Here is a 23246-nt window from a genome sequence, read left to right as displayed (position 1 = left end):
GGAAGGTGAGTGGCATGACTGAGATCGCAACGGCGCGTCGCAGTCGCATCACGCCCGAGCGCGAGGCCGAGCTGTACCGGGCCGTGCTCGACCTGCTCCGTGAGGTGGGCTACGACGCCCTCACCATGGACGCCGTCGCCACTCGAACCCGGTCCAGCAAGGCGACGCTCTACCGCCAGTGGGGCGGCAAGGCCGAGCTGGTGGCGAAGGCGGTGCGGTACGACAAGCCCGGCGCCTCCGCCGGCGAGGTCGACACCGGATCACTCAGGGGCGACCTGCATGCCCTCACCCTGCGTTCGGACGACTGCGAGATGGAGCAGAACTCCGCGCTGATGCGAGGACTGGCCATGGCCATCCATGGCAACCCGGACCTCCTGAAGGCGTTCAAGGAGCATCTCGTCGAGCCGGAGATGGCGGAGTTCCGCACTGTGCTCCAGCGGGCGATCGACCAGGGCGAGGTCCGTGCGGACAACCCCGCGCTCGACTACGTGCCGCACATGATGATCGGCGCGTTCGCCGCCCGCACCATGCTCGACGAGCAGCCGCCGACGCAGGCCTTCCTCCTCGCGTACATCGACGCCGTGGTCCTCCCCGCCCTCGGCGTCACCACCACCACCTGACCGTCCCCACGGTCCGCCCATCCTGACGTCACCGCTCACGTCGTCGGGCCGATCACCCCTGCTCTCCCCGCCGGGTTGGTCAACCCTGCCCTTGGGGCCTGTGTCCCCACACCACGACCTGACCGGGAGTACGCCTCCGTGGCCACGTTCCTCTACAAACTAGGCCGGTTCGCCTTCCGGCGACGCCACTACGTCGCCCTGATATGGGTGGCGCTGCTGACCCTCGCCGGCGTCGGCGCCGCCTCCGCGCCCGCCGCCGGATCGACCTCCTTCTCCATCCCGGGCGTCGAGGCCCAGAAGGCCTTCGACCTGCTGGAACAGCGTTTTCCCGGAGCCAGCGCCGACGGCGGGACCGGACGTATCGTCTTCAAGGCGCCCGAGGGCGAGAAGATGACGGACGCCGCCAACAGGGCGACCGTCGAGAAGACCGTCAAGGCGCTCGGCGACGGCTCCGAAGTCGTCTCCGTCACCGACCCGTTCACCACCAACGCCGTGAGCGAGGACGGGACGGTCGCCTACACGTCGGTGAAGTACGACGCGCCCGGCATGGAGCTGGCGGACTCCACCAGGGACGCCCTCGAGACGGCGGGCGACCAGGCCCGGGCCACCGGCCTGACCGTCGACGTCGGAGGCGACGCCCTCCAGGCCGGGGCCGAGCCCGGTGCGATCGGCGAGATCGTCGGTCTCGCGATCGCCGCGGTCGTCCTCGTCATCACCCTGGGCTCGCTGGTCGCGGCCGGACTGCCGCTGCTGACGGCGATCATCGGCGTCGGGATCGGCGTCTCCACCATCACCGTCCTCGCCAAGGCGCTCGACCTCGGCGACACCACCTCCACCCTCGCGTTGATGATCGGTCTCGCGGTCGGCATCGACTACGCGCTGTTCATCGTCTCCCGGTACCGGAGCGAACTGGCCGAGGGCCGCGACCGCGAGGAGGCGGTCGGCCGCGCCACCGGCACCGCCGGCTCGGCGGTCGTCTTCGCGGGACTCACGGTGGTGATCGCGCTGGCGGGCCTCGCGGTCGTCAACGTGCCGATGCTGACCAAGATGGGCCTCGCGGCGGCGGGCACGGTCGTGGTGGCCGTCCTCATCGCGCTGACCATGATCCCGGCGCTGCTCGGGTACGCGGGCAAGAAGGTCAAGGCCACGGGCGAGAAGCGCGGGCCGACCGGCGGGAAGGGCCCGCAGGCCAAGCCGGCCAGGCCCGGCCCGGGCGTCCGCTGGGCGAGCTTCGTCATCCGCCGGCCGGCCGCCGTGCTGCTGCTCGGCGTGCTCGGTCTCGGCGCGATCGCCGTCCCCGCCACCCAGCTGGAGCTGGGCCTGCCCGACGACGGCTCACAGCCGACGTCCACGACCCAGCGCCGGGCGTACGACCTGCTGTCCGAGGGCTTCGGCCCCGGCTTCAACGGCCCCCTGATGATCGTGGTCGACGCCAAGAACAGCGACGACCCCAAGGCGGCGGCCACCTCGGTGACCGACGGGATCAAGGGCCTCGAGGACGTCGTCACGGTCACCCCGGCGATGTTCAACAAGGCCGGCGACACCGCGACGATCACCGTGATCCCGGACTCCAAGCCCTCCTCCACCCGGACCGAGGACCTGGTGCACGCGATCCGTGACCAGGGCACCGACGTCAGGGCCGACACCGGCGCGCAGGTCCTGGTCACCGGCACCACCGCGATGAACATCGACTTCTCGCAGAAGCTCAACGACGCGCTGATCCCGTACCTGGGGCTGGTGGTCGGCCTGGCGTTCCTGCTGCTGATCGTGGTCTTCCGCTCCATACTGGTCCCGCTCAAGGCGGCCCTCGGCTTCCTGCTCAGCGTGCTCGCCGCGCTCGGCGCCGTGGTCGCGGTCTTCCAGTGGGGCTGGCTCGGCGGCCTGATCGGCGTCGAGGAGACCGGCCCGATCATGTCGATGATGCCGATCTTCATGGTGGGCGTGGTCTTCGGTCTCGCGATGGACTACGAGGTGTTCCTGGTGACCCGGATGCGGGAGGCGTACGTCCACGGCGAGAGCCCGAGCCAGGCCATCGTCACCGGCTTCAGGCACAGCGCCAAGGTGGTGGCCGCCGCCGCGATCATCATGATGGCCGTCTTCGGCGGCTTCATCAGCTCCAGCGAGTCGATGATCAAGATGATCGGCTTCGGCCTCGCGATCGCCGTCTTCTTCGACGCGTTCATCGTGCGCATGGCGATCGTGCCCGCGGTGCTCGCCCTGCTCGGCAAGAAGGCCTGGTGGCTGCCGAAGTGGCTGGACCGCGCGCTGCCCAACGTCGACGTCGAGGGCGAGGGACTCAGGACCCGGGACGAGGCCGCCGCCTCCCGGGACGGCGACGAGGACCGGGAACTGGTACGCGCCTGACGTACAGGTCCACCTGAAGACCGCCGGTGAGGGCTCCGTGGGGACGGGGCGCCCTCACCGGCTTCTTCTCGCGGTTCCACGGCTTCCGCCGCGCGCCACGCCTCGCAATGCCGGCCCCGCGCGGCGCCGGCGCGCGTCCCGACCCCCCGCGCGGCCCGCGCGCGTCCCGTCCGGCGCGCGACCCGCTGCCGCGCGTCCCGTCTGCCGTCCCGGGCTGCGCACAACCCGCTCGCTTGCCCTGTACACCGACCGCTAGCGTGCCGTGCATGACGACGACAGCCGCGCACCCCCGATTCGCCGAGGCGCTGCACGACCTGGGCCTCGGTCATCTGCACCCCCGCATCCGCCGCTTCCCCGGGGTGACCCGGACCGCCGCCGACGTCGTACGGGAGAGCACCGGGTACGCGATCGGGAGCGTGCCGCCCTTCGGGCACCGGACGCGGACGCGGGTGCCGGCCGACCGGAACCTGCTCGCGCACGACGTCGTCCGGGCCGCCGCCGGCAACCCGCACGTCGTCTTCCCCATGGCACCCGACCAACTGGTCCGGCATGCCGACGCGACCCTCGTGGACGTGCGCGAGCACACCGCGTGACCCCGCTGGTCACCGCGGCCGTCCTGTTCGCCGCGATCACCCACGCCAGCTGGAACGCCATCGCCCACCGGATCACCGACAAGCTCGTCGGGTTCACGCTGATCGCCGGCGGCGGCATGCTCGTCGGGCTCGCGCTCGTGCCGTTCACCGCGTTTCCGGCGGCACGCGCGTGGCCGTACCTGCTGTCCTCCGCCCTCATCCACATCGTCTACTACGTGCTGCTGATGCGGTCGTTCCGGCTCGGTGACTTCGGGCAGGCCTACCCCATCGCGCGCGGTTCGGCGCCGCTCGTCGTCACCGTCCTCGCCGCCGTCTTCGCGCACGAGGTGCCGGACGGCTGGGCGGCCGCCGGCGTCGCGCTGTCGTGCGCGGGACTGACCGGCGTCGCCCTGTGGGGACTGCGCGGCCGACGGCCGAACTGGGCGGCGATCGGGGCCGCGCTGGCGACCGGGCTGACCATCGCCGCCTACACCGTCGTCGACGGGCTCGGCGTCCGCGCCTCCGGGTCCTCCCTGGGGTACGTCGCCTGGCTGATGGCCGTACAGGGGGCCGTCATCCCCGCCTACGCCGTCCACCGCTGGCGCGGGCGGACCGCCGCCGTCCTCCGCCCCTTCGCCGCCCTGGGCCTCCTCGGCTCCGCGCTGTCCGTCCTCGCGTACGCCCTCGTCCTGTGGGCACAGACCCGGGCCGAACTGGCGCCGATCGCCGCGTTGCGGGAATCGTCGGTCATCGTCGGAGCGGCCATCGGGGCCGTGTTCTTCAAGGAACGGTTCGGTGCCCCGCGCCTCGTCGCCGCCGGGCTCCTCGTCGTCGGCATCGGACTGATGCTGCACACCGGCTGATCCGCTCCTGCGATCGTGCGGTGCTCGGCTGGCTAGGGTGACGTCATGTTCGAGACGACGCCGTTCGCCCCCGACGAGCTCGACGCGTACTTCCGGCGGATCGGCTGGGAGGGGGACCGCCGTGCCGACGCGGCGACCCTGCGGGGCGTGCACCTGGCCCACAGCCGTGCCATCCCCTTCGAGAACCTGGACCCGCTGCGCGGCACGGTCCCCTCGCTCGCCCCCGCCGACCTGATCGCCAAGCTGGTGCGGACCGGCCGACGGGGCGGCTACTGCTACGAGCACAACATGCTGCTCGCGGGCGTCCTGGAGGCGCTGGGCCTCGGGGTGACCCTGCTGACGGCGCGGGTCGTCCTGGGCGCCCAGCGGTTCGAGGACCGGCCCCGCACCCACATGGCGCTCCTCGTCGAGGTCCCCGGCGACCCCCGGCCGTACCTCGCCGACGTCGGCTTCGGCGCCCCGGGAGCCCTGCTCGAACCCGTCCCGCTCACCACGGACGTCGAGTTCCACGGCGCCGGCCGCCGCCATCGCCTCGTCCACGCCCCGCACCGCGGCCCGCTGCGGCTGTGGGTGCTGCAAGCGCACGAAGCGCACGAAGCGCACGGGGAGTCCGGGGCGGGCGTCTGGCGGGCGCAGTACGCCTTCACCGTCGAACCCTTCGAGCGGCCCGACTACGAGGTGATCAACTGGCACATCGCGACCAACCCCCGCTCACCGTTCCGCAGCCGCGCCTACGTCCAGCGCAGCACCCCCGGCCGTCACCTTCTTCTCGACGGACCGCTTCTCACCGAGACGCACGCCGACGGCACCGTCGAGCGGCGCGAGCTGACGAACGAGACGGAGGCGCGTCGGGTCCTCGACGAGGAGTTCGGCATCGCCGTTCCGGACGGAACGCGTCTGCTGCCCTGAGCCGACTGGGTGCGTCCGCGCGCTACCGGGAGCACCCTGGAAACAGGACTTCCGGAGGTGACCCCATGACCGCTATGCACACCACTGTCGGATGGCATGTCGAGCTGGAGTTCGAGGAGGACGGCCGGCACACGCGCGCGGTAGCGCTGGTGCGCCTGCCCGACGGGACCGAGATCAGGACCCAGGGCCATGCCACCCGGCACAACGTGGACATCGACCAGCCACGGGTCGGCGAGGAGATCGCCGGAGCCCGCGCCCTCAACGAGATCGCCATGCAGTTGCTGACCAAGGCCCATGTGGAGATCGACGACGACTCGGGCCGCAGGTCGCACTCGATCAACGTGTGAGCGTCAGCGCCCGGCCGCCAGGGCCGTCCGCACCGCCCGCAGCAGCGCCTGCGCGCGCGGGTCCGCCGTCACGCTCGTCCTGAAGCCGTTGGTGACGTATCCGAGGGCGATACCCGACTCGGGGTCGGCGAGGCCGAGCGCGCCGCCGCGGCCCGGGTGTCCGAAGGAGGTGGGGGACAGCAGCGGGGACGCGGGTCCGTGCAGCATGTAGCCGAGACCGAACCGGGTGTTCACGACGAGCACCCGGTCCGGGCCCGAGGACTGCTCGCCGCGCGCCAGTTCCACGGTCTCCGGGCGCAGCAGCCTCGTCCCGCCCTCCACCTCGCCGATCAGGGACGCGTAGAAGCGGGCCAGGCCGTCCGCGGTTGCGATGCCGTTGGAGGCGGGGAGCACCGCGGCCCGGTAGGCCGGGTCGTTCTCGTCGGGGAGCGGGGTGATCGCGGCGAAGGCGCGGCGGGTGAGGGAGGCGGGATCGGCGTAGGCGGCGGTCACGGCAGGCTTGGGGCGGGTCTTCAGCGCACCCGTCGGCGCGGGCCCGTCCACCTGCCCCACGCGCCCCACGCGCGCGTGCTGCGTCCGTGGCAGCCCGAGCCACAGGTCGGCCCCCACCGGCCCGGCCATCTCGTCGGCGACCCACTCGCCGACAGTCCGTCCGGTGACCCGGCGCACCAGCTCCCCGGTCAGCCAGCTGTACGTCTGCGCGTGGTACCCGTGGTCCGTCCCGGGCTCCCAGGCCGGCGCCTGCGCCGCCACCGCCGCCGCGCCGAGGTCGGGATCGGCGGCCTCGGCGGGCGTCAGCGGCCGGTCCAGCACGGGCACGCCCGCGCGGTGCGCGAGCAGGTGCCGTACGAGGGTCCGCTCCTTGCCGGCCGCCTTGTACTGCGGCCAGTACGTCCCCACGGGTGCGTCCAGGTCGAGTCTGCCGCGCTGGTGCAGCAGCAGGAGTGCGGCGGCGGCGACGCCCTTCGTCGCCGACCGCACGATCTGCGCGGTGCCCTGTTCCCAGGGGGCGTCGCCGGCCGCACCGTCCACGTCCCGGGTGCCGCCCCACAGGTCGACGACCTTGTGCCCGTCCCGGTAGACGGTCACCGCCGCGCCCCGGTCCCCGAGCATCTCGAAGTTCCGTACGAACGCCTCCCGGACCGGCTCGAAGCCCTCGGCCACCGCACCGCTCACGTCCACGCCCGCACGCCCTCTCGAAGCTCGCCTTCAACCCCTGGGGGAACACCCCCGCCGAGCCTGCGATTCCTTCGTCCCGCAGGTCCCGTCGGCCCCGCAGGTCCTGGTGTCCTCTGGTCCTGGCGTCCTGGCGTCCTGGCGTCCTGGCGTCCCGGTGGTCACGGTGTCCCGGTGGTCCCGCTGTTTCGGCTAGCCGAGGATGATCGTCACATCGATGTTGCCGCGCGTGGCGTTCGAGTACGGGCACACCTGGTGGGCGGCGTCCACCAGCTTCTCGGCGACCTCACGGTCGAGGACGGGCAGCGAGACGCTGAGGGCGACGGCCAGTCCGTAGCCCTTGTGCTTGTTCGGGCCGATCCCGACCTTCGCGGCCACCGTCGACCCCGTGAGGTCGAAGCCCGCGCGGTTGCCGACGAGGATCAGCGCGTTGTGGAAGCAGGAGCTGTAACCGGCCGCGAAGAGCTGCTCCGGGTTGGTGCCGTTGCCGTCCCCGCCCAGCGCCGGCGGCATCGCCACCTTCAGCTCGATCTGGCCGTCCTGACTGGTCACGAACCCGTCGCGGCCGCCGTGCGCGGTCGCTTCGGCGACATACGTGATTTTCGTCGGACGGGTGTCGACGGTTTCGACGGCGGTGCCTTCGGTCACGGCGGGACCTCCCCCAGAACTTGCCCAATTACATCGTGCACAAGGTACCGGCCGGTAGGTAGGCGCATGCCTATCAGGGGGTGGTAACCGGGGGTAACTTCAGTTCCGGGGCTCGGCGGACGCGGTCCCCGGCCTCCGCGGAAGCGGTCCCCAGCCTCGGCGGGTACCCTCCGCCGGCCTCAGCGGGTGCGGTCCGCCGCGCCCTGCGCACGTTGCGCGAGCCCCCACAGGTCCTCGCGCAACCGCGCGACCTCCGCCGCTTCCAGTCCCGTCGACGCGAGCAGGTTGCCGGGTACGCGCTCCGCGCGCCCCTTCAGTTCCTCCCCGCGCCCGGTGCACGCGACGAGTACCGAGCGCTCGTCGCGCGCCGAGCGCTCCCGGCGCACCAGCCCCGCCGCCTCCAGCCGCTTCAGCAGCGGCGACATGGTGCCGTAGTCGAGGCGCAGGGCGGACGCCAGCTCCTTGACGGTCGTCTCACCGCGCTCCCACAGGACCAGCAGCACGAGGTACTGCGGGTAGGTGAGCCCCAGTTCGTCCAGGAGCGGCCGGTACGCGGCCGTCACCGCGCGCTGGGCCGCGTACAGCGCGAAGCACAGCTGCTCGTCCAGGAGCAGCTTGCCGGCGGCGGTCGGTGCCTCGTTCGTCACGCACCCATTGTCGCCGAGCGCGGGTCGAACCCGAAGGGCAGCTCCAGGCGATGCGCGCGCATGAGGGCGTCGTCGGCGAGCAGATCGCCGGTCCGGCCGTCCGCCGCGATCACGCCCTCGCTGAGGATCAGGGCGCGCGGGCACAGTTCGAGGGCGTACGGCAGGTCGTGCGTGACCATGAGGACCGTGACATCCAACGACCTCAGGATGTCGGCCAGTTCGCGACGTGAGGCGGGGTCGAGGTTGGAGGACGGCTCGTCCAGGACGAGGATCTCCGGCTCCATCGCGAGCACCGTCGCGACGGCCACCCGGCGCCGTTGGCCGAAGGACAGGTGGTGCGGCGGACGGTCCTTGAACTCGGCCATGCCGACCTGCGCGAGCGCGTGGTCGACCCGCGCCTCCAGCGCGGCTCCCTTCAGCCCGGCCGCCGCCGGTCCGAACGCCACGTCCTCGCGGACCGTCGGCATGAACAGCTGGTCGTCCGGGTCCTGGAAGACGATGCCGACCTTGCGGCGGATCTCGGCCATGTGCTGCTTGCCGACGGGCAGCCCGGCCACCGTCACCGTGCCCGCACCGCCGGTGAGGATGCCGTTGAGGTGCAGCACGAGGGTGGTCTTGCCGGCGCCGTTGGGCCCGAGCAGCGCGACCCGCTCGCCCCGCGCGACGGAGAAGTCCACGCCGAACAGGGCCTGGTGTCCGTCGGGATAGGCGAAGGCGAGACCGGCCACTTCCAGGGAGGGCGGAGGAGTCACCAAGTCGGTCACGGCGTCGGTCAGGGCGTCAGTCACAGGGCCCATCCCAACACGCAGACCGCCAGGGCGGCGAACGGGAGGGTCAGGGCGTACGACCACTGCGCCCGCGACGCGGTCACCTCGTCGATCACCGGCATCGAGCCGGCGTACCCCCGGCTGACCATCGCCAGATGCACGCGTTCCCCGCGCTCGTAGGAGCGGATGAACAGTGCGCCCGCCGACTTGGCGAGCACTCCCCAGTGCCGCACGCCGCGCGCCTCGAACCCGCGCGACTCCCGGGCGATCCGCATGCGCCGCATCTCGTCCGTGATGACGTCGCCGTAGCGGATCATGAAGGACGCGATCTGCACGAGCAGCGGGGGCAGCCGCAGGCGTTGCAGGCCCAGGAGCAGCTCACGCAGCTCCGTGGTGGACGCCAGCAGGACGGAGGCGGCGACACCCAGGGTGCCCTTCGCGAGGACGTTCCAGGCGCCCCAGAGCCCGTTGACGCTGAGCGACAGGCCGAGGACGTCCACCCGCTCGCCCTGCGCCACGAACGGCATCAGCACCGCGAACGCGACGAACGGCACCTCGATCAGCAGCCGTTTCAGCAGGAAACCGGCGGGCACGCGCGCGTGACGCGCGACGAGGGCCAGCAGGACGGCGTACAGGCCGAACGCCCACATCGCCTCGCGCGGCGTCGACACCACGACGACCACGAAGGCGAAGGAGGCGGCGAGCTTGGTGTGCGGCGGCAGGCCGTGCACGGGCGAGTGCCCGTGCCGGTAGAGCCGGTGCGCGTGCCCCGCGCCCACGACGTCAGACGCTCTCTGCGGCCGTGGGCGACACGTCGTCGCCCGTCCGGCGCCTGCGCACCGCCCAGAACACCGTGCTGCCCGCGACGACTGTCACGCCGACGCCGATCACGCCCGCGAGCCCACCGGACAGGCGGGCGTCCGTCACGTCCTTGACGCCGTAGCCGGCGAGCGGGGAGTCGCTGGACGCGTGCTTCACGGTCCTCTGGTCGATGCCCTTGTCGGTGGCGACCTTCTCCAGGCCGTCGGGGTTCGCGGAGGCGTAGAAGCTGACGAAGCCGGCCAGGACGAGGGAGGTGACCAGACCGGTCACCCACAGCGTGCGCCGGGAGGTGCGCGCCGCCACGGGCGCCGTGCGCGTCCCCTCGGCCGCCGGGGCGTCGACGAGTTCACCGTGCACCCGCAACTGGAGCCGTTGCCGCAGATCGCGCGCGCCGTGGACCAGGTCCGGCCGTACGGCGACGACGGCGCCCACGGTCAGCGCCGTGATCACGGCCTCGCCGATGCCGATCAGCACGTGCACGCCGATCATCGCGGTGGCCACTCTGCCGATCGCCACGTCGGTGGTGCCGCCGATCCAGTAGACGAGCGTGAAGGCCACGGCGGCGGCGGGCACGGACAGTACGGCGGCGACGAAGGACGCGGCCGTGATGGACCGGCGGCTGCGGGGGAGCACCTTCACCAGGCCGCGGAAGACGGCGTACGCGACGACCGTCGTCACGATCGCCATGTCGGTGATGTTCACGCCGAGCGCGGTCAGTCCGCCGTCGGCGAAGAGGATGCCCTGCATCAGCAGGACCACGGACACGCACAGGACACCTGTGTAGGGGCCCACGAGTATCGCGGCGAGCGCGCCGCCGAGCAGGTGTCCGCTGGTTCCCGCCGCGACGGGGAAGTTCAGCATCTGCACGGCGAAGATGAACGCCGCCACGAGGCCGGCCAGCGGCGCGGTCCGGTCGTCGAGCTCCCGGCGCGCGCCGCGCAGACTCACGGCGATCGCGCCGGCGGCGACGACTCCGGTCACGGCCGAGGTCGGGGCGTTGATGAATCCGTCGGGTACGTGCACCCGACGATGATAGTGGCTTAATGCGAACAGTTCGCAAGAGCGAGAAGCTTGTGAGTTCGGAGGAGGGACGGCGGGGCCGGCGAGGGCGGCGCAGGCGGCCTCCGTGTATCGCACATGTGAGATACGTCGGTACGGGGCAGCGTAATCCGCAAAATATGCGACATTGGAGGGGGAGCGGATTCATAGCTTCCGCTCAGGTCACGCTGCGTGAGAGGGTCGGCCGATGTCTGTAGTCGAACAGTACGCGCGAGCCCACATCGTCACCGACGCCGACCGGGTCGCGGAAGACACGGCCGTACCCGTCGTCCTGCGCTACGACCCCGAGGAACCCCGGGCCGTGCGCGTCGGGCTCCCCGACCGCCGGGAGTGGACCTTCCCCCGCACCCTCCTCGAACAGGGGCTGCGCGCCCCGACCGGCACCGGCGAGGTGCGGGTCTGGCCGTGCGGGCGCGTACAGGTCGTGGTCGAGTTCCACTCCGCGCACGGTGTCTCGGTCGTCCAGTTCGAGTCCAAGACGCTGCTGCGGTTCCTGCGCCGCACCTACACGGCGACCGCACAGCCGGTCAGCCGTTAGCGACGGCGCGGCCCGCCCGGTTCCCGTCAGCGACGCCGCCGCCCGCCTGGCTGCCGTGGGTCACGACGCGGCCCGCCCGGTTGCCGTGGGTCACGGCGGCTGCCGGCCGTCGGGCGTCAGCCGCCGGGTGTGGCTCAGCCGCCCATCCGCAGCAGGGACGCCACGATCGGTCCGGCCGTGTCGCCGCCGTGGCCGCCCGCCTGCACGACGCCCGCGGCCGCCAGGTCACCGCGGTAGGCGGTGAACCAGCCGTTGGGCTTGTCCTGGTTGTCGACCTCCGCCGAACCCGTCTTGGCGCCGTAGTCGGGGCCCAGACCGGACATCGCCTCGGCGGCGGTGCCGGCCGCGGCGGTGTAGTTCATCAGCTCCCGCAGCTGCGACAGCGTGGACGACGACATCGTGCGCGAGGCCGTCGCCAGCGTGCGGTCGTCCACGGACGGGGCGACCAGGTAGGGCTGGTGGAAGGCGCCCGCCTTGACGGTGGAGGCGACCGACGCCATGTTCAGCGGGTTCATCCGGACCCCGCCCTGGCCGATCAGCGACGCCGCCTTCTGGGCCGCCGACTGCACCGGCACCGAGCCGTCGAAGGACGGCACGCCGATCGCCCAGTTGTTCATCGACAGGCCGAACACCTGCTGCGCCTGCTTGGTCAGGCTGTCGTTGTCCAGATCGGGCGCCTGGCTGATGAAGGCGGTGTTGCAGGAGCGCGCGAAGCTCGCCTTGAACGTGCCGCCGGTGATCTGGAAGTCGTCGTCGTTGTGGAACTTCCAGCCGCCATAGGTGAACGTCTTCGGGCAGGGATGCACCTTGTCCGCGGACGCCAGGTCCTTCTCGATGAGCAGCGACGAGGTGATGACCTTCATCGTGGAGCCGGGCGCCAGCGAGCCGTTGAACGCGGTGTTGAAGCCGTGACCGGCGTTCGCCACCGCGAGGATCTCGCCCGTGGAGGGGCGCATCACGACGACCGACGAGCGCGCGGTCTTCGCCACCTGCTGCTCGGCGGCCGCCTGGAGGGTGGGGCTCAGCGTGGTCCGCACGGTGCCCGGAGTGCCCTTGCTGAGCTCCAGCAGCGTCTTGTCGGAGGCCTTCTTCGCCTTCGAGGCCTTGCCGCGGACGACCTGGAGCTCCACGCCCGCCTTGCCGCCCGCCTTCTTGCCGTACTTCTCCCGCAGCCCGTCCAGGACCGGCTCCAGGGAGGGGTACCTGGCGGCGGTGAGCTCGCCGCCCTTGCTGTCGAGGGCCTTGACCGGCGGGGTGCCGGACTCTCCGGTGACGAGCGTGTCGCCGTCCTGGAGGTCCGGGTGGACGACGGACGCGTGCCAGTCGACCTGCGCCTTGCCGTTCTTCGGGTTGCGGACGACGGTGAGCGCGCTGGCGTACGTGAGCGGCTTGCTGACGCCCTTGTACTTCACCGTGCCCCTCACGGAGAACGGCACCTTGGTACCGCTGGGCGAGCCGGCGGTGAGGGTGACGCCGGTGATGTGGGCGTCCTTGGTGTAGCCGGTCAGGAGGGCGGTGGCGGCCGCCGAGTCGTCCGTGGCGGCGGCCGCCCCGGTCACCTTGCCCTGCTGCCAGGCCGTCAGGAACCGCGTGGCCGTGGACTTCGCCTCGGTCGCCGACGGCGCGTCGGCCCTGACCCTGGGCACCTGCTTGCCGTTGGCGGCCGCGGCCGAACCCTCGTCGGCCGCCGCTCCGCCCCCGTACAGTGCCCAGACGCCGAGCCCCGCCCCGCCGACCACGACCGCGATCATGCCGCCGGCCACGGCGGGTCGTCGCTTCTTGCGCCGCTCTTCGACGCGCCTTCTCTTGCCCACTGCCAGATCCTCCGGATCCCCAGGGGCTTCCCCGCAGCCCCGCTGCCCTCGTTGCCCTCACTGACCCCAACGACAGCAACCACCCTAGAGTCCCGTGCTGTGAGGGTGACGTCACGTGTGACGTCAGCCACCGTGCCCGCCGGTTCAGCCCGCCCGCAGCACGTCCGCGACGATCGGTCCGGACGCGTCGACGCCGTGACCACCGTCCTGGGTCATCGCGGCGGCCGCGACGTCTCCCCGGTACCCGGTGAACCAGCTGTCAGACCTGGCGTGACCGTCGACCTCGGCGGAACCGGTCTTCGCGCCGATCCGGCCGCTCAGCCCGGCCATCACCTGGGCCGCGGTGCCGCTGGTCGCGGTGCGGTTCATCATGGAGCGCAGTTGCTGCACGGTGCCCGACGACAGCCCACGCGCGTGTGCCGGTGCACGGCCGTCGAGGCTGAGCGGCACGATCACCGGCTGCCGGAAGGCGCCCGTCATCGCGGTCGCGGTGACCGACGCCATGTTCAGCGGGTTCATCTGGACCTGGCCCTGGCCGATGAGTCCGGCCGCGGTGTCCGGTCCTCCGGCGGCCGGGACGGAGCCGTCGAAGGACGGGATGCCGGTCTGCCAGTCGAGGCCGATCCCGAAGCGGTCCCGGGCCTCGTCGGTCAGCGAGTCGACCTTCACCTCGTCCGCGAACTTCACGAACGCCGTGTTGCAGGAACGGGCGAAGCTCTCGGCGAGGGTCGCGTTCTCGTTGGGCTTCATGCCGGTGAGGTTCGTGAAGGTCTGGCTCTCGGAGACGGCCGAGGGCGGACAGGGCGCGGGACCGTTCGCGGTGGTGAGCCCGTTGTCGATGAGGGTCGCCGCGCTGATGATCTTCATGGTGGAGCCGGGTGCCACCTCCCCCAGGAACGCGGCGTTCCAGCCGTCCGTCCGGTTGTTGGCGACCGCCAGCACCTCTCCGGTGCTCGGCCTGACGGCCACCACCGACGACTGTGCGTACTTCCGCACCGCCTTCTCGGCAGCGGCCTGGACACCCGCGCTGAGGGTGGTGGGCAGCTTGCCCGCCCTGCCCTCGGTGAGCGTCACCAGCGGGGTGTCGGCGGTGTCCGGGGTGGCGTGTCTGATCGCCAGTTCTACGCCGGCCGTGCCGCCCGCCTTGTCCCCGTACTTGGCGCGCAACTGGTCCAGGATCGGCCCGAGGGAGGGGTACTTCTCCTTCGTGAGCGCCTTGCCGTCACGGTCCACCGCCTCGATCGGCGGCGCCGCCGACGCGCCCGTGACGAGCGTGTCGTCCATGGACTTCAGCTCGGGATGAACGACCGACGGCTGCCAGTCCACCAGCGCCTTCCCGGTGGTGACGCCCCGTACGACGGTCAGCTCGCTCTGGTAGGCGAGCGGCCTCGACTTCCCCTCGTAGGACACCGTCGCCTTGACGCTGAACGGCACGCTGTCACCGGCCGCCGCGCCCGGTGTGATCTTCACCGCGGTGATGTGCGCCGCCTGGCCGTACGAGGACAGCAGGGGCTCCGCCTTCGCCGCGTTGTTGGTGAGATCGGCGGCCGCCGCGGCCTGCCCCTTCTCCCAGGCGGCGAAGAACTTGGCGCTCGTGTCCTTCACCTCCGACCCGCTGGGCGGCCCGGACTTCACGACGGCGGGCTCGGCGCCCCCCGACCCGTCGGCCCCGCTCCCGCCCCCGTTCAGGGCGTTCACGATGTTGAAGGCCCCGTACCCGGCCCCGCCCACCATCACGGCGAAGACCGAGCCGACTATGGCCGCTTTGGCCCCCTTGCGCATCTTGTGCACCCTCCCCGTTGTCCCCGTCGCCGCCCTCGCGGGCCTTTCTGAACATGTTCAGAAGTTGCGCTCGAGCTCACAGTAAGCGGAAAGGGTGTCTCACGGGGCGAGAGTTGGCGCAATCGTTAGACCCAGGTATCCAGCCACATACGTGAACGCCAGTCATCGATCGGGATCGCCTGCCCCGTGTACAGGGGGAAGAAGTAGATGAAGTTCCAGGCGATGAGCAGGACCAGGACGCCCGCGCCCGTGGCGCCCGCCACCCGGCGGGTGTCGCTCGAGCCCGGTGGGCCGACGAGCGCGCCGATCATCATCGCCACCGCCAGGCACAGGAAGGGCAGGAAGACGACGGCGTAGAAGAGGAAGATCGTGCGTTCCTGGTACATGAACCACGGCAGGTAGCCGGCCGCGATGCCGCAGGCGATCGCGCCCGCGCGCCAGTCGCGGCGGAAGAGCCACCGCCACAGGACGTAGAGGATCGCGAAGCAGGCCCCCCACCACAGCAGCGGGGTGCCGATCGCGAGGACCTCGCGGGCGCACTTCTCGCCCGCGTCCGTCGGGCAGCCGTCCTTGCCGGGGGCGGGGGACTCGTAGAAGTACGAGACCGGGCGGCCCAGGACGAGCCAGCTCCACGGGTTCGACTGGTACGTGTGCGGCGAGGTGAGGTGGGTGTGGAACTCGTAGACCTCGTGCTCGTAGTGCCACAGGCTGCGCCACCAGTCGGGGAACAGCCAGGTCCAGCTGCCGCCCTTGCCGTCGGTGGCCGCCCAGTTGCGGTAGTAGCCGCCCTTGCCGTCGGTGGCGGACAGGATCCAGCCCGTCCAGGACACCAGGTAGGTGACCAGCGCGACCGGGACCGTGGCCAGGAACGCGAGGCCCGTGTCGCGCTTCAGCACCGCCAGGTACGGGCGGCGGGCGCCCGCCACCTTGCGCGAGCCGACGTCCCACACCACCGCCATCAGGCAGAACGCGACCAGGATGTACAGGCCGTTCCACTTCGTGCCGATGGCCAGGCCCAGCATCAGGCCCGCCGCCCAGCGCCAGGGGCGCCACCCCAGGCGGGTGGTCTCCGCGATGTGCGGGTCGGGGCGGTGACGGCCGTGCGCGTCCGCCGGGAGCGCGGCGGCCAGTTTCTCGCGCGCCCTGTCCCGGTCGACCACCAGGCAGCCGAACGCCGCCAGCACGAAGAACATCAACACGCCGTCGAGCAGCGAGGTGCGGCTCATCACGAAGGCGAGCCCGTCGACCGCCATCAGCGCGCCCGCCAGGCAGCCGAGGAAGGTGGAGCGGAAGATCCGGCGGCCGATCCGGCACAGCAGCAGGACACTCAGCGTGCCGAGCACCGCCGTCATGAACCGCCAGCCGAACGGGTCGAACCCGAAGATCAGCTCGCCCAGCCCGATCACGTACTTGCCGACCGGCGGATGCACGACGTACGCCGCGTCCGCCGGGATGGTCACGTGCCCGCCCGACGAGAGGATGACGTCGTTGGCGTTCTTGTCCCAGTTGACCTCGAAGCCGCGGTGCACGACCGCCCACGCGTCCTTGGCGTAGTACGTCTCGTCGAATATCACCGCCTTGGGGCTGCCCAGGTGCCAGAACCGCAGCACGCCCGCCAGCAGCGTCACCAGCAGCGGACCGCCCCAGGACGACCAGCGCGCGATCCGGTCCGCCCACAGCGGCGGCAGGCCCAGCACCTGCCACAACCGGGGACTGGGCTGAGCGAACGGCGGCACCAGCCGCTCCCGGACATCGGCGGAGGACTCCGCGGCGTATCCGAAACGGCGCAGCCGTTGCTGCCACGACGGCCGCTGATCGGGCGGCGCCTGGCCCTGCCGGTGGTCCGTGGAGTCCGTGGAGTCCGTGGAGGACGCGGTACTGGTCACCGCGCCATCGTAGGGAACAGGTCTGTGTGAGTCCCGTGCATGGGCCCTACCCGGCCTGGTCGATCGAGTGGGACCGCGCCCTGCGAGGATGGAAACGTGACAGCTACGCCCGGAATCCTCGTTCTCGCCGGTACTCCCATCGGTGATGTCTCCGACGCCCCGCCCCGGCTCGCCGAGGAGCTGGCCGGGGCCGATGTCATCGCCGCCGAGGACACGCGCCGGCTGCGGCGGCTGACCCAGGCGCTGGGCGTGACGCCCAAGGGGCGTGTCGTGTCCTACTTCGAGGGCAACGAGTCGGCCCGCACCCCCGACCTGGTCGGAGAACTGGTGGGCGGCGCGCGCGTGCTGCTCGTCACCGACGCCGGGATGCCGTCGGTGTCGGACCCCGGCTACCGGCTGGTCGCCGCGGCCGTCGAGCAGGACATCCGGGTCACCGCCGTCCCCGGACCGTCCGCGGTGCTCACCGCGCTGGCGCTGTCCGGGCTGCCCGTCGACCGGTTCTGCTTCGAGGGGTTCCTGCCGAGGAAGGCGGGGGAGCGGCTGTCCCGGCTGCGGGAGGTCGCGGAGGAGCGCAGGACCCTCGTCTACTTCGAGGCCCCGCACCGGCTCGACGACACCCTCGCCGCGATGGCCGAGGTGTTCGGCACGGACCGGCGGGCCGCCGTGTGCCGCGAGCTGACCAAGACGTACGAAGAGGTGAAGCGCGGCCCGCTCGGCGAGCTGGCGCAGTGGGCGGCCGAGGGCGTGCGGGGCGAGATCACCGTCGTCGTCACCGGGGCGCCCGAGCGCGGGCCGGAGGAGTTCGACGCGGCGGAGCTGGTGCGGCGCGTACGGGTGCGCGAGGAGGCGGGCGAGCGCCGCAAGGAGGCCATCGTGGCGGTGGCGGCCGAAGCGGGGCTGCCGAAGCGGGAGGTGTTCGACGCGGTGGTGGCGGCGAAGAACGCCGGGGAGCTGTGACCGCTCGCGCCGGGGGACTGTGACTGCTCGCGCCGTGGGTCTGTGCCGGCCCGCCGGGGCCCGTGACCGCTGACGCCGTGGGCCTGTACAGGCCCGCCCGGGGGCTGTGACCGCTCACGCCGGGACGCTGTGACGGTTGTCACCGGGTGTTGTGAAGGGGCTCACACCCCCTCTGAGCAGGGCGCATGTCGTCTGAGCGTGCGCCCCATGCGCGGGCAAAGGACCCCGGTCCCTGGGGCAAGGGACGCTCAAATCGGCTTCAACAGTGCACAGGTCGAGTGCATTCGCCCCGGGGGAGGCGTCCACTGGGTGACGGGACGTCACCCGTCCCAACAGCGGACCACAGGAGCGGTCATGAGTGAGATCACAGGGCAGACCGGCCTCCGCGGCGGCGCGAGCGCCGTCGTCAACGAGTCGTACTCCTTCGCCTGCATGCGCTGCGGGCACGGCTGGGAGCAGGCCTACGAGATAGAGCACCACACCGACGCCGACGGCCACGAGTTCGTCCTCTACGTGGCGAACGGACGGGTCGTGCCGTCGCCGCTGAGCCGCCCGGCGTGCCTGAACTGCGACGGGCACGTCGTGCGCATCATGCGGGCCGGCCAGGTCTCCTCCGTGCTCAGCGCCTCCCGTCAGCACAAGGCGCCCCCGGCCGGACCGGTGGAGGCACCGGTGACGGCGGCCGAGGGGCAGCCCGAGGGGCAGCCCGGGGGGCAGACCCGGGCACCGGCCGAGGCGCACTCCAACGGACAGCAGCAGCACCACTGGCACCTGTCCGACCTCCTGCACCCGTTCCGCAAGGCGAGCTAGCCGAAGAGGGCATGCCGGCGGGCATGCCCCCTTCCGTAGGATCGGGGCATGCCTTCGAACGCCGACGCCCGCGCCGACAAGAGCGCCGCTCCGCCGCTTCCGGCTCCCCTCGGGGTGCCGGTCGCCGACTCCCACACCCACCTCGACATGCAGTCGGGCACGGTGGAGGAGGCCCTCGCGAAAGCCGCGTCGGTCGGGGTGACGACGGTCGTCCAGGTCGGCTGTGACGTACGGGGTTCCCGGTGGGCGGCCGAGACGGCGGCGGCCCACGAAGGTGTCCACGCGGCGGTCGCCCTGCACCCGAACGAGGCGCCGCGCATCGTGCACGGCGACCCTGGGGGAGGGGGGTCCCGGCAGGGCGCGCGGACGCCGGGTGGCGCGGGGGCGCTCGATGAGGCGCTCGCCGAGATCGACCGCCTCGCCGCGCTTCCGCACGTCAAGGGCGTCGGCGAGACGGGACTCGACCACTTCCGCACCGGCCCCGGGGGCAAGGAGGCCCAGGAGAACTCCTTCCGCGCCCACATCGAGATGGCCAAGCGCCACGGCAAGGCCCTGGTCATCCACGACCGCGACGCCCACGCCGACGTCCTGCGCGTGCTGAAGGAGGAGGGCGCCCCCGAGCGCACCGTCTTCCACTGCTACTCGGGCGACGCCGAGATGGCCGGGATCTGCGCCCGCGCCGGATACTTCATGTCCTTCGCCGGCAACGTCACCTTCAAGAACGCCCAGAACCTCAGGGACGCCGTCGCCGTGGCCCCGCTGGAACTGCTCCTGGTGGAGACCGACGCCCCCTTCCTGACCCCGGCGCCCTACCGCGGACGGCCCAACGCCCCGTATCTCGTTCCGGTCACGGTGCGCGCCATGGCCGCAGTTCGGGACCTCGACGAGGACGCGCTGGCCACCGCGCTCGCCGCCAACACCGCACGCGCGTTCGACTACTGACGGCTCCGTCTCCGCACCGCCTCGCCGTCGAACACAACTCTCAGTAGCCGTGCCACTTTGGAGAGTGACCGTCGCTCCGCTAGGTTCTGGGGGCCCGATCCGGACCCCTCCCCTGGAGTGTCGGCGTGAGCAACTCGCAGTACCTCGAGTACGAGCCGTACGGCGGTGGTGAGTCGTACGTCGACCTGCACAACGCCGAGACGATCGCGTACGGCGTGTACGCGGCGCCCGGGACGTACGACGACACGTACCGGCCCGCGTACGAGGCGTACGAGGAGACGCACGCCGCGTTCGAGGAGACGCACGCCGCGTTCGAGGAGACGCACGCCGGGTTCGAGGCGCCGCCCCGGCCTCCCGACACCCTCCAGCTTCCCGAGCCGGTCCAGTTCCCCGACACGGTCCAGCTCGCCGGGGCCGCCCAGTACGCGGAGACGGTCCAGCTCGCCGGGGCCGCCCGGTACGCGGAGACGGTCCAGCTCACCGGGGCCGCCCGGTACGCCGAGACGGTCCGGCCCCCGGGCCCGGCGCGGTCCGGTCTTTCGCCGCTTTCGCCACTGCCCCCGTTGCCGCCACTGCCGCCGTTGCCGCCGTTGCCGCAGGACGCGGGCGGGCGGGCCGGGCGCCGGCGCAGGACGCGCTCCGCCGAGCGCCCGGAGTCCACGATGCGCCGACTGCTCCCGCAGGCACTCGTCGTCGCCTTCCTGGCCGGCGGCACCACCGCCTTCGTCGCCGAGGACAAGGCGGTCGAGCTGACCGTCGACGGCAAGCCGCGCACCCTGCACACCTTCGCCGACGACGTGACCGAACTCCTGGCGGAGGAAGGCGTACGGGTGGGCGGGCACGACGTGGTCGTGCCCGCCCCTGGCACCGACCTCACCAGCGGCGACGAGGTCACCGTGCACTACGGGCGGCCCGTCCGGCTCACTCTCGACGGCCACCGCCACGAGGTGTGGACGACGGCGCACACGGTGGAGGAGGCGCTCCGGCAGTTCGGGGTGCGCGCGGAGGGCGCGTACATGTCCGTCTCGCGCTCCCAGCGGATCGGACGCGCCGGGCTCGCGCTGGACGTGCGCACCGAACGCTCGGTCACCGTCATGGCCGACGGGCGGCCCCGCACCATCCGCACCAACGCGGCGACCGTGCGCGAGGCGGTGGAGGCGGCCGGGATCACCCTGCGCGGGCGGGACACCACGTCCGTCGCGCCCGGCAGCTTCCCGCGCGACGGGCAGACGGTCACCGTGCTGCGGATCACCGGCACCCAGGAGGTGCGGGAGGAACAGATCCCGTTCGAGGTGCGCCGCACCGGCGACCCCTCGCTGTTCAAGGGTACGGAGGTGGTGGAGCGGGCCGGCCGGCCCGGGCTGCGGCGGATCACGTACTTCCTGCGCACCGTCAACGGCGTACGGCAGACACCGCGGCGGATCCGCGACGAGGTCGTGCGCCAGCCGCGCGAGCAGGTCGTGAAGGTGGGGACGAAGCCGCTGCCGGTGTCCGTGCGGGGGGCCGACGGCCTGGACTGGCAGAGCCTCGCGGTCTGCGAGTCGGGCGGCCGGCCGAACGCGGTCGACCCCTCGGGCACGTACGGCGGGCTGTACCAGTTCGACACCCACACCTGGCAGAGCCTCGGCGGCAGCGGGCGGCCCCAGGACGCCCCGGCGGCGGAGCAGACGCTGCGCGCGAAGAAGCTGTACGTGCGACGCGGGGCGAGCCCCTGGCCGCACTGCGGAACGCGGCTGCACGGGTGAGGAGCGGGGGCGGACGGTGTCCGTGCGCCCCCGTACCCTTGTCCCGTGAGTACCAGCCCCGCCCCCGACGCCCTTCTGGGCCCCGCCGACATCCGCGAGCTGGCGGCGGTCCTCGGCGTCCGTCCCACCAAGCAGCGCGGCCAGAACTTCGTGATCGACGCGAACACGGTCCGCCGTATCGTCCGCACCGCGGAGGTCCGGCCCGACGACGTGGTCCTCGAGGTCGGCCCCGGGCTCGGGTCCCTCACCCTGGCCCTGCTGGAGACCGCCGACCGGGTCACGGCCGTCGAGATCGACGACGTCCTGGCCGGCGCGCTCCCCGCGACGATCGCGGCGCGCATGCCGGAGCGCGCGGACCGGTTCACGCTGGTGCACTCCGACGCGATGCACGTGACCGAACTGCCGGGCCCCGCCCCGACCGCACTGGTCGCGAACCTGCCCTACAACGTGGCCGTGCCGGTGTTGCTGCACATGCTGGAGACCTTCCCGAGCATCGAGCGCACCCTCGTCATGGTCCAGTCCGAGGTCGCCGACCGGCTCGCCGCAGGACCCGGCTCCAAGGTGTACGGCGTGCCGTCCGTCAAGGCCAACTGGTACGCCGAGGTCAAGCGGGCCGGCGCCATCGGACGCAAGGTCTTCTGGCCCGCGCCGAACGTGGACAGCGGGCTCGTGTCGCTGGTCCGGCGGGCCGAGCCGATCAGGACCACGGCGTCGCGGCGGGAGGTGTTCGCCGTCGTCGACGCGGCGTTCGCCCAGCGGCGCAAGACCCTGCGGGCCGCGCTCGCCGGCTGGGCGGGCTCCGCGGCCCGGGCCGAGGCGGCGCTTGTGGCGGCCGGCGTCTCGCCGCAGGCACGCGGCGAGGCCCTCTCGGTCGAGGAGTTCACCCGCATCGCCGAGGCCGCGCCGGACCGGGAGACGCCCGACGGCTCCCCGTCGTCCCCCGGATCCCCGAAGCCCGTCGAGTCTCCGAAGTCCGTCGGCTCTCCGAAGCGGAAGGACTCCGAGTGAGCGTCACCGTACGGGTGCCCGCCAAGGTCAATGTGCAGCTCGCGGTGGGCGCCGCCCGGGCGGACGGGTTCCACGACCTGGCGAACGTCTTCCTGGCGGTCGGCCTGTACGACGAGGTCACCGTGACCCCGGCCGACGGACTCCGCGTCACCTGCGAGGGTCCGGACGCCGGCCAGGTCCCCCTGGACCGTACGAACCTGGCCGCGCGGGCCGCGATCACGCTGGCCGAGCGGTACGGCCGTACGCCCGACGTGCATCTGCACATCGCCAAGGACATCCCCGTCGCCGGGGGCATGGCGGGCGGCAGTGCCGACGGCGCGGGCGCGCTGCTGGCCTGCGACGCGCTGTGGGGCACCGGTGCCTCCCGTGAGGAACTCCTCGAGATCTGCGCCGAGTTGGGCAGCGATGTGCCGTTCAGCCTGGTCGGCGGGGCGGCCCTCGGCACCGGGCGCGGCGAGAAGCTGACGGCCCTGGAGGTCGGCGGCACGTTCCACTGGGTGTTCGCGATGGCCGAGCGGGGGCTGTCGACGCCTGCGGTGTTCCGGGAGTTCGACCGGCTGGCGGCCGGCCGGGACGTCCCCGAGCCGGTGGCCTCCCGGGAACTCCTCGACGCCCTTGCCAAGGGCGACCCCGACGCCCTCGCGGCCACCGTCTCCAACGACCTCCAGCCCGCCGCGCTGTCGCTCTTCCCCGAACTCGCCGACACCCTCGCCGCCGGCCGGGCGGCCGGTGCCCTCGCCACCCTCGTCTCGGGCTCGGGCCCGACCACCGCCCACCTGGCCCGCGACACCGCCGCGGCGGCGAAGATCGCGGAGGCGCTGCGCCTGTCGGGCACCTGCAAGAGCGTGCGCGTGGCCGCGGGACCGGCGCAGGGAGCGACGGTCGCCGGGGGCACGCGGTAGTCCGGCCGCCGTCGAGTAGGCTGCCCTGCTGATTCGCCTGCCTTGCCGCTGCGCCTGCCGGCCGCAGC

General features: G+C 72.3%; 22 protein-coding genes. 13 read left to right on the top strand and 9 right to left on the bottom strand.

The features are described from left to right. The first annotated feature begins 14 nt into the window (after window positions 1-14). The 6 genes from ACFWBB_RS18715 (at window position 15) to ACFWBB_RS18690 (ending at window position 5675) form a co-directional block, all read left to right on the top strand. Entirely contained in the window at window positions 15-620 is a 606-nt protein-coding gene (locus ACFWBB_RS18715; RefSeq protein WP_385273124.1) for a TetR/AcrR family transcriptional regulator, read from the top strand. 138 nt (window positions 621-758) lie between these two features. Further along, window positions 759-2984, top strand: a complete 2226-nt coding sequence (locus ACFWBB_RS18710; RefSeq protein WP_385273121.1) for an MMPL family transporter — start codon at window positions 759-761, stop codon at window positions 2982-2984. 266 nt (window positions 2985-3250) lie between these two features. After that, window positions 3251-3577, top strand: coding sequence for a YbaK/EbsC family protein (locus tag ACFWBB_RS18705; RefSeq protein WP_385273118.1), 327 nt, complete (start codon window positions 3251-3253; stop codon window positions 3575-3577). Beyond that, window positions 3574-4419 carry an EamA family transporter gene (locus ACFWBB_RS18700; RefSeq protein ID WP_385273115.1) on the top strand — a complete coding sequence of 282 codons (846 nt, stop codon included), beginning with the start codon at window positions 3574-3576 and terminating at the stop codon, window positions 4417-4419. Before ACFWBB_RS18705 ends, ACFWBB_RS18700 begins: the two co-directional genes overlap by 4 nt. Window positions 4420-4464: 45 nt before the next feature. After that, window positions 4465-5328 (top strand): arylamine N-acetyltransferase, encoded by an 864-nt coding sequence (locus ACFWBB_RS18695; RefSeq protein WP_385273112.1) that lies wholly within the window; start codon window positions 4465-4467, stop codon window positions 5326-5328. 74 nt (window positions 5329-5402) lie between these two features. Continuing rightward, a complete protein-coding gene (locus ACFWBB_RS18690; protein WP_351767667.1) occupies window positions 5403-5675 on the top strand; it encodes a DUF1876 domain-containing protein in 273 nt (90 codons plus the stop codon). Window positions 5676-5678: 3 nt separating this feature from the next. Here the strand turns inward: ACFWBB_RS18690 and ACFWBB_RS18685 are convergent, their stop codons facing one another. From ACFWBB_RS18685 to ACFWBB_RS18660, 6 genes are all read right to left on the bottom strand, one after another. Then, a complete protein-coding gene (locus ACFWBB_RS18685) occupies window positions 5679-6857 on the bottom strand; it encodes a serine hydrolase domain-containing protein (protein ID WP_385273109.1) in 1179 nt (392 codons plus the stop codon). A gap of 186 nt (window positions 6858-7043) precedes the next feature. Then, window positions 7044-7499 (bottom strand): organic hydroperoxide resistance protein, encoded by a 456-nt coding sequence (locus ACFWBB_RS18680; RefSeq protein ID WP_385273106.1) that lies wholly within the window; start codon window positions 7497-7499, stop codon window positions 7044-7046. Window positions 7500-7678: 179 nt separating this feature from the next. Beyond that, window positions 7679-8146 carry a MarR family winged helix-turn-helix transcriptional regulator gene (locus tag ACFWBB_RS18675; protein ID WP_385273104.1) on the bottom strand — a complete coding sequence of 156 codons (468 nt, stop codon included), beginning with the start codon at window positions 8144-8146 and terminating at the stop codon, window positions 7679-7681. Beyond that, window positions 8143-8943, bottom strand: coding sequence for an energy-coupling factor ABC transporter ATP-binding protein (locus ACFWBB_RS18670; RefSeq protein ID WP_385273101.1), 801 nt, complete (start codon window positions 8941-8943; stop codon window positions 8143-8145). The genes ACFWBB_RS18675 and ACFWBB_RS18670 overlap by 4 nt, the downstream gene beginning before the upstream one ends. After that, the gene (gene cbiQ / locus ACFWBB_RS18665; RefSeq protein WP_385273098.1) at window positions 8931-9692 is read right to left on the bottom strand and encodes a cobalt ECF transporter T component CbiQ; all 762 of its coding nucleotides are present in this window, start codon (window positions 9690-9692) and stop codon (window positions 8931-8933) included. The genes ACFWBB_RS18670 and cbiQ overlap by 13 nt, the downstream gene beginning before the upstream one ends. A gap of 4 nt (window positions 9693-9696) precedes the next feature. After that, entirely contained in the window at window positions 9697-10758 is a 1062-nt protein-coding gene (locus ACFWBB_RS18660) for an energy-coupling factor ABC transporter permease (RefSeq protein ID WP_385273095.1), read from the bottom strand. Window positions 10759-10981: 223 nt separating this feature from the next. Between ACFWBB_RS18660 and ACFWBB_RS18655 the strand changes: the two genes are divergently transcribed. Next, a complete protein-coding gene (locus tag ACFWBB_RS18655) occupies window positions 10982-11332 on the top strand; it encodes an SsgA family sporulation/cell division regulator (RefSeq protein ID WP_385273092.1) in 351 nt (116 codons plus the stop codon). Between the two features lie 134 nt (window positions 11333-11466). Here the strand turns inward: ACFWBB_RS18655 and ACFWBB_RS18650 are convergent, their stop codons facing one another. The 3 genes from ACFWBB_RS18650 to ACFWBB_RS18640 form a co-directional block, all read right to left on the bottom strand. Continuing rightward, entirely contained in the window at window positions 11467-13146 is a 1680-nt protein-coding gene (locus tag ACFWBB_RS18650) for a penicillin-binding transpeptidase domain-containing protein (RefSeq protein ID WP_385273089.1), read from the bottom strand. 144 nt (window positions 13147-13290) lie between these two features. Further along, entirely contained in the window at window positions 13291-14928 is a 1638-nt protein-coding gene (locus tag ACFWBB_RS18645) for a penicillin-binding transpeptidase domain-containing protein (RefSeq protein WP_385273086.1), read from the bottom strand. A 125-nt stretch (window positions 14929-15053) separates the two neighbouring features. Continuing rightward, window positions 15054-16814, bottom strand: coding sequence for a dolichyl-phosphate-mannose--protein mannosyltransferase (locus ACFWBB_RS18640; RefSeq protein ID WP_385273083.1), 1761 nt, complete (start codon window positions 16812-16814; stop codon window positions 15054-15056). Between the two features lie 96 nt (window positions 16815-16910). Here ACFWBB_RS18640 and rsmI point away from each other — a divergent pair, with 96 nt between their 5' ends. From rsmI to ACFWBB_RS18610, 6 genes are all read left to right on the top strand, one after another. After that, on the top strand, window positions 16911-17771 hold the full coding sequence (gene rsmI / locus ACFWBB_RS18635; protein ID WP_385273080.1) for a 16S rRNA (cytidine(1402)-2'-O)-methyltransferase: 861 nt from the start codon (window positions 16911-16913) through the stop codon (window positions 17769-17771). A 354-nt stretch (window positions 17772-18125) separates the two neighbouring features. Next, window positions 18126-18581 (top strand): hypothetical protein, encoded by a 456-nt coding sequence (locus ACFWBB_RS18630; protein ID WP_385273077.1) that lies wholly within the window; start codon window positions 18126-18128, stop codon window positions 18579-18581. 48 nt (window positions 18582-18629) lie between these two features. Then, window positions 18630-19523 carry a TatD family hydrolase gene (locus ACFWBB_RS18625; RefSeq protein WP_385273074.1) on the top strand — a complete coding sequence of 298 codons (894 nt, stop codon included), beginning with the start codon at window positions 18630-18632 and terminating at the stop codon, window positions 19521-19523. Window positions 19524-19648: 125 nt separating this feature from the next. Continuing rightward, entirely contained in the window at window positions 19649-21268 is a 1620-nt protein-coding gene (locus ACFWBB_RS18620; RefSeq protein ID WP_385273071.1) for a ubiquitin-like domain-containing protein, read from the top strand. 45 nt (window positions 21269-21313) lie between these two features. Next, entirely contained in the window at window positions 21314-22276 is a 963-nt protein-coding gene (gene rsmA, locus ACFWBB_RS18615; RefSeq protein ID WP_385273068.1) for a 16S rRNA (adenine(1518)-N(6)/adenine(1519)-N(6))-dimethyltransferase RsmA, read from the top strand. Beyond that, window positions 22273-23178: a 4-(cytidine 5'-diphospho)-2-C-methyl-D-erythritol kinase gene (locus tag ACFWBB_RS18610; protein ID WP_385273065.1), complete on the top strand. Its 906-nt coding sequence runs from the start codon at window positions 22273-22275 to the stop codon at window positions 23176-23178. The genes rsmA and ACFWBB_RS18610 overlap by 4 nt, the downstream gene beginning before the upstream one ends. Window positions 23179-23246 lie beyond the last annotated feature (68 nt).

It is taken from the genome of Streptomyces sp. NPDC060000 (genome assembly GCF_042737375.1).
GTDB lineage: Bacteria > Actinomycetota > Actinomycetes > Streptomycetales > Streptomycetaceae > Streptomyces.
The sequence above is the reverse complement of the archived record's forward strand: the minus strand, read 5'-3'. Positions and strand labels throughout refer to the sequence as shown.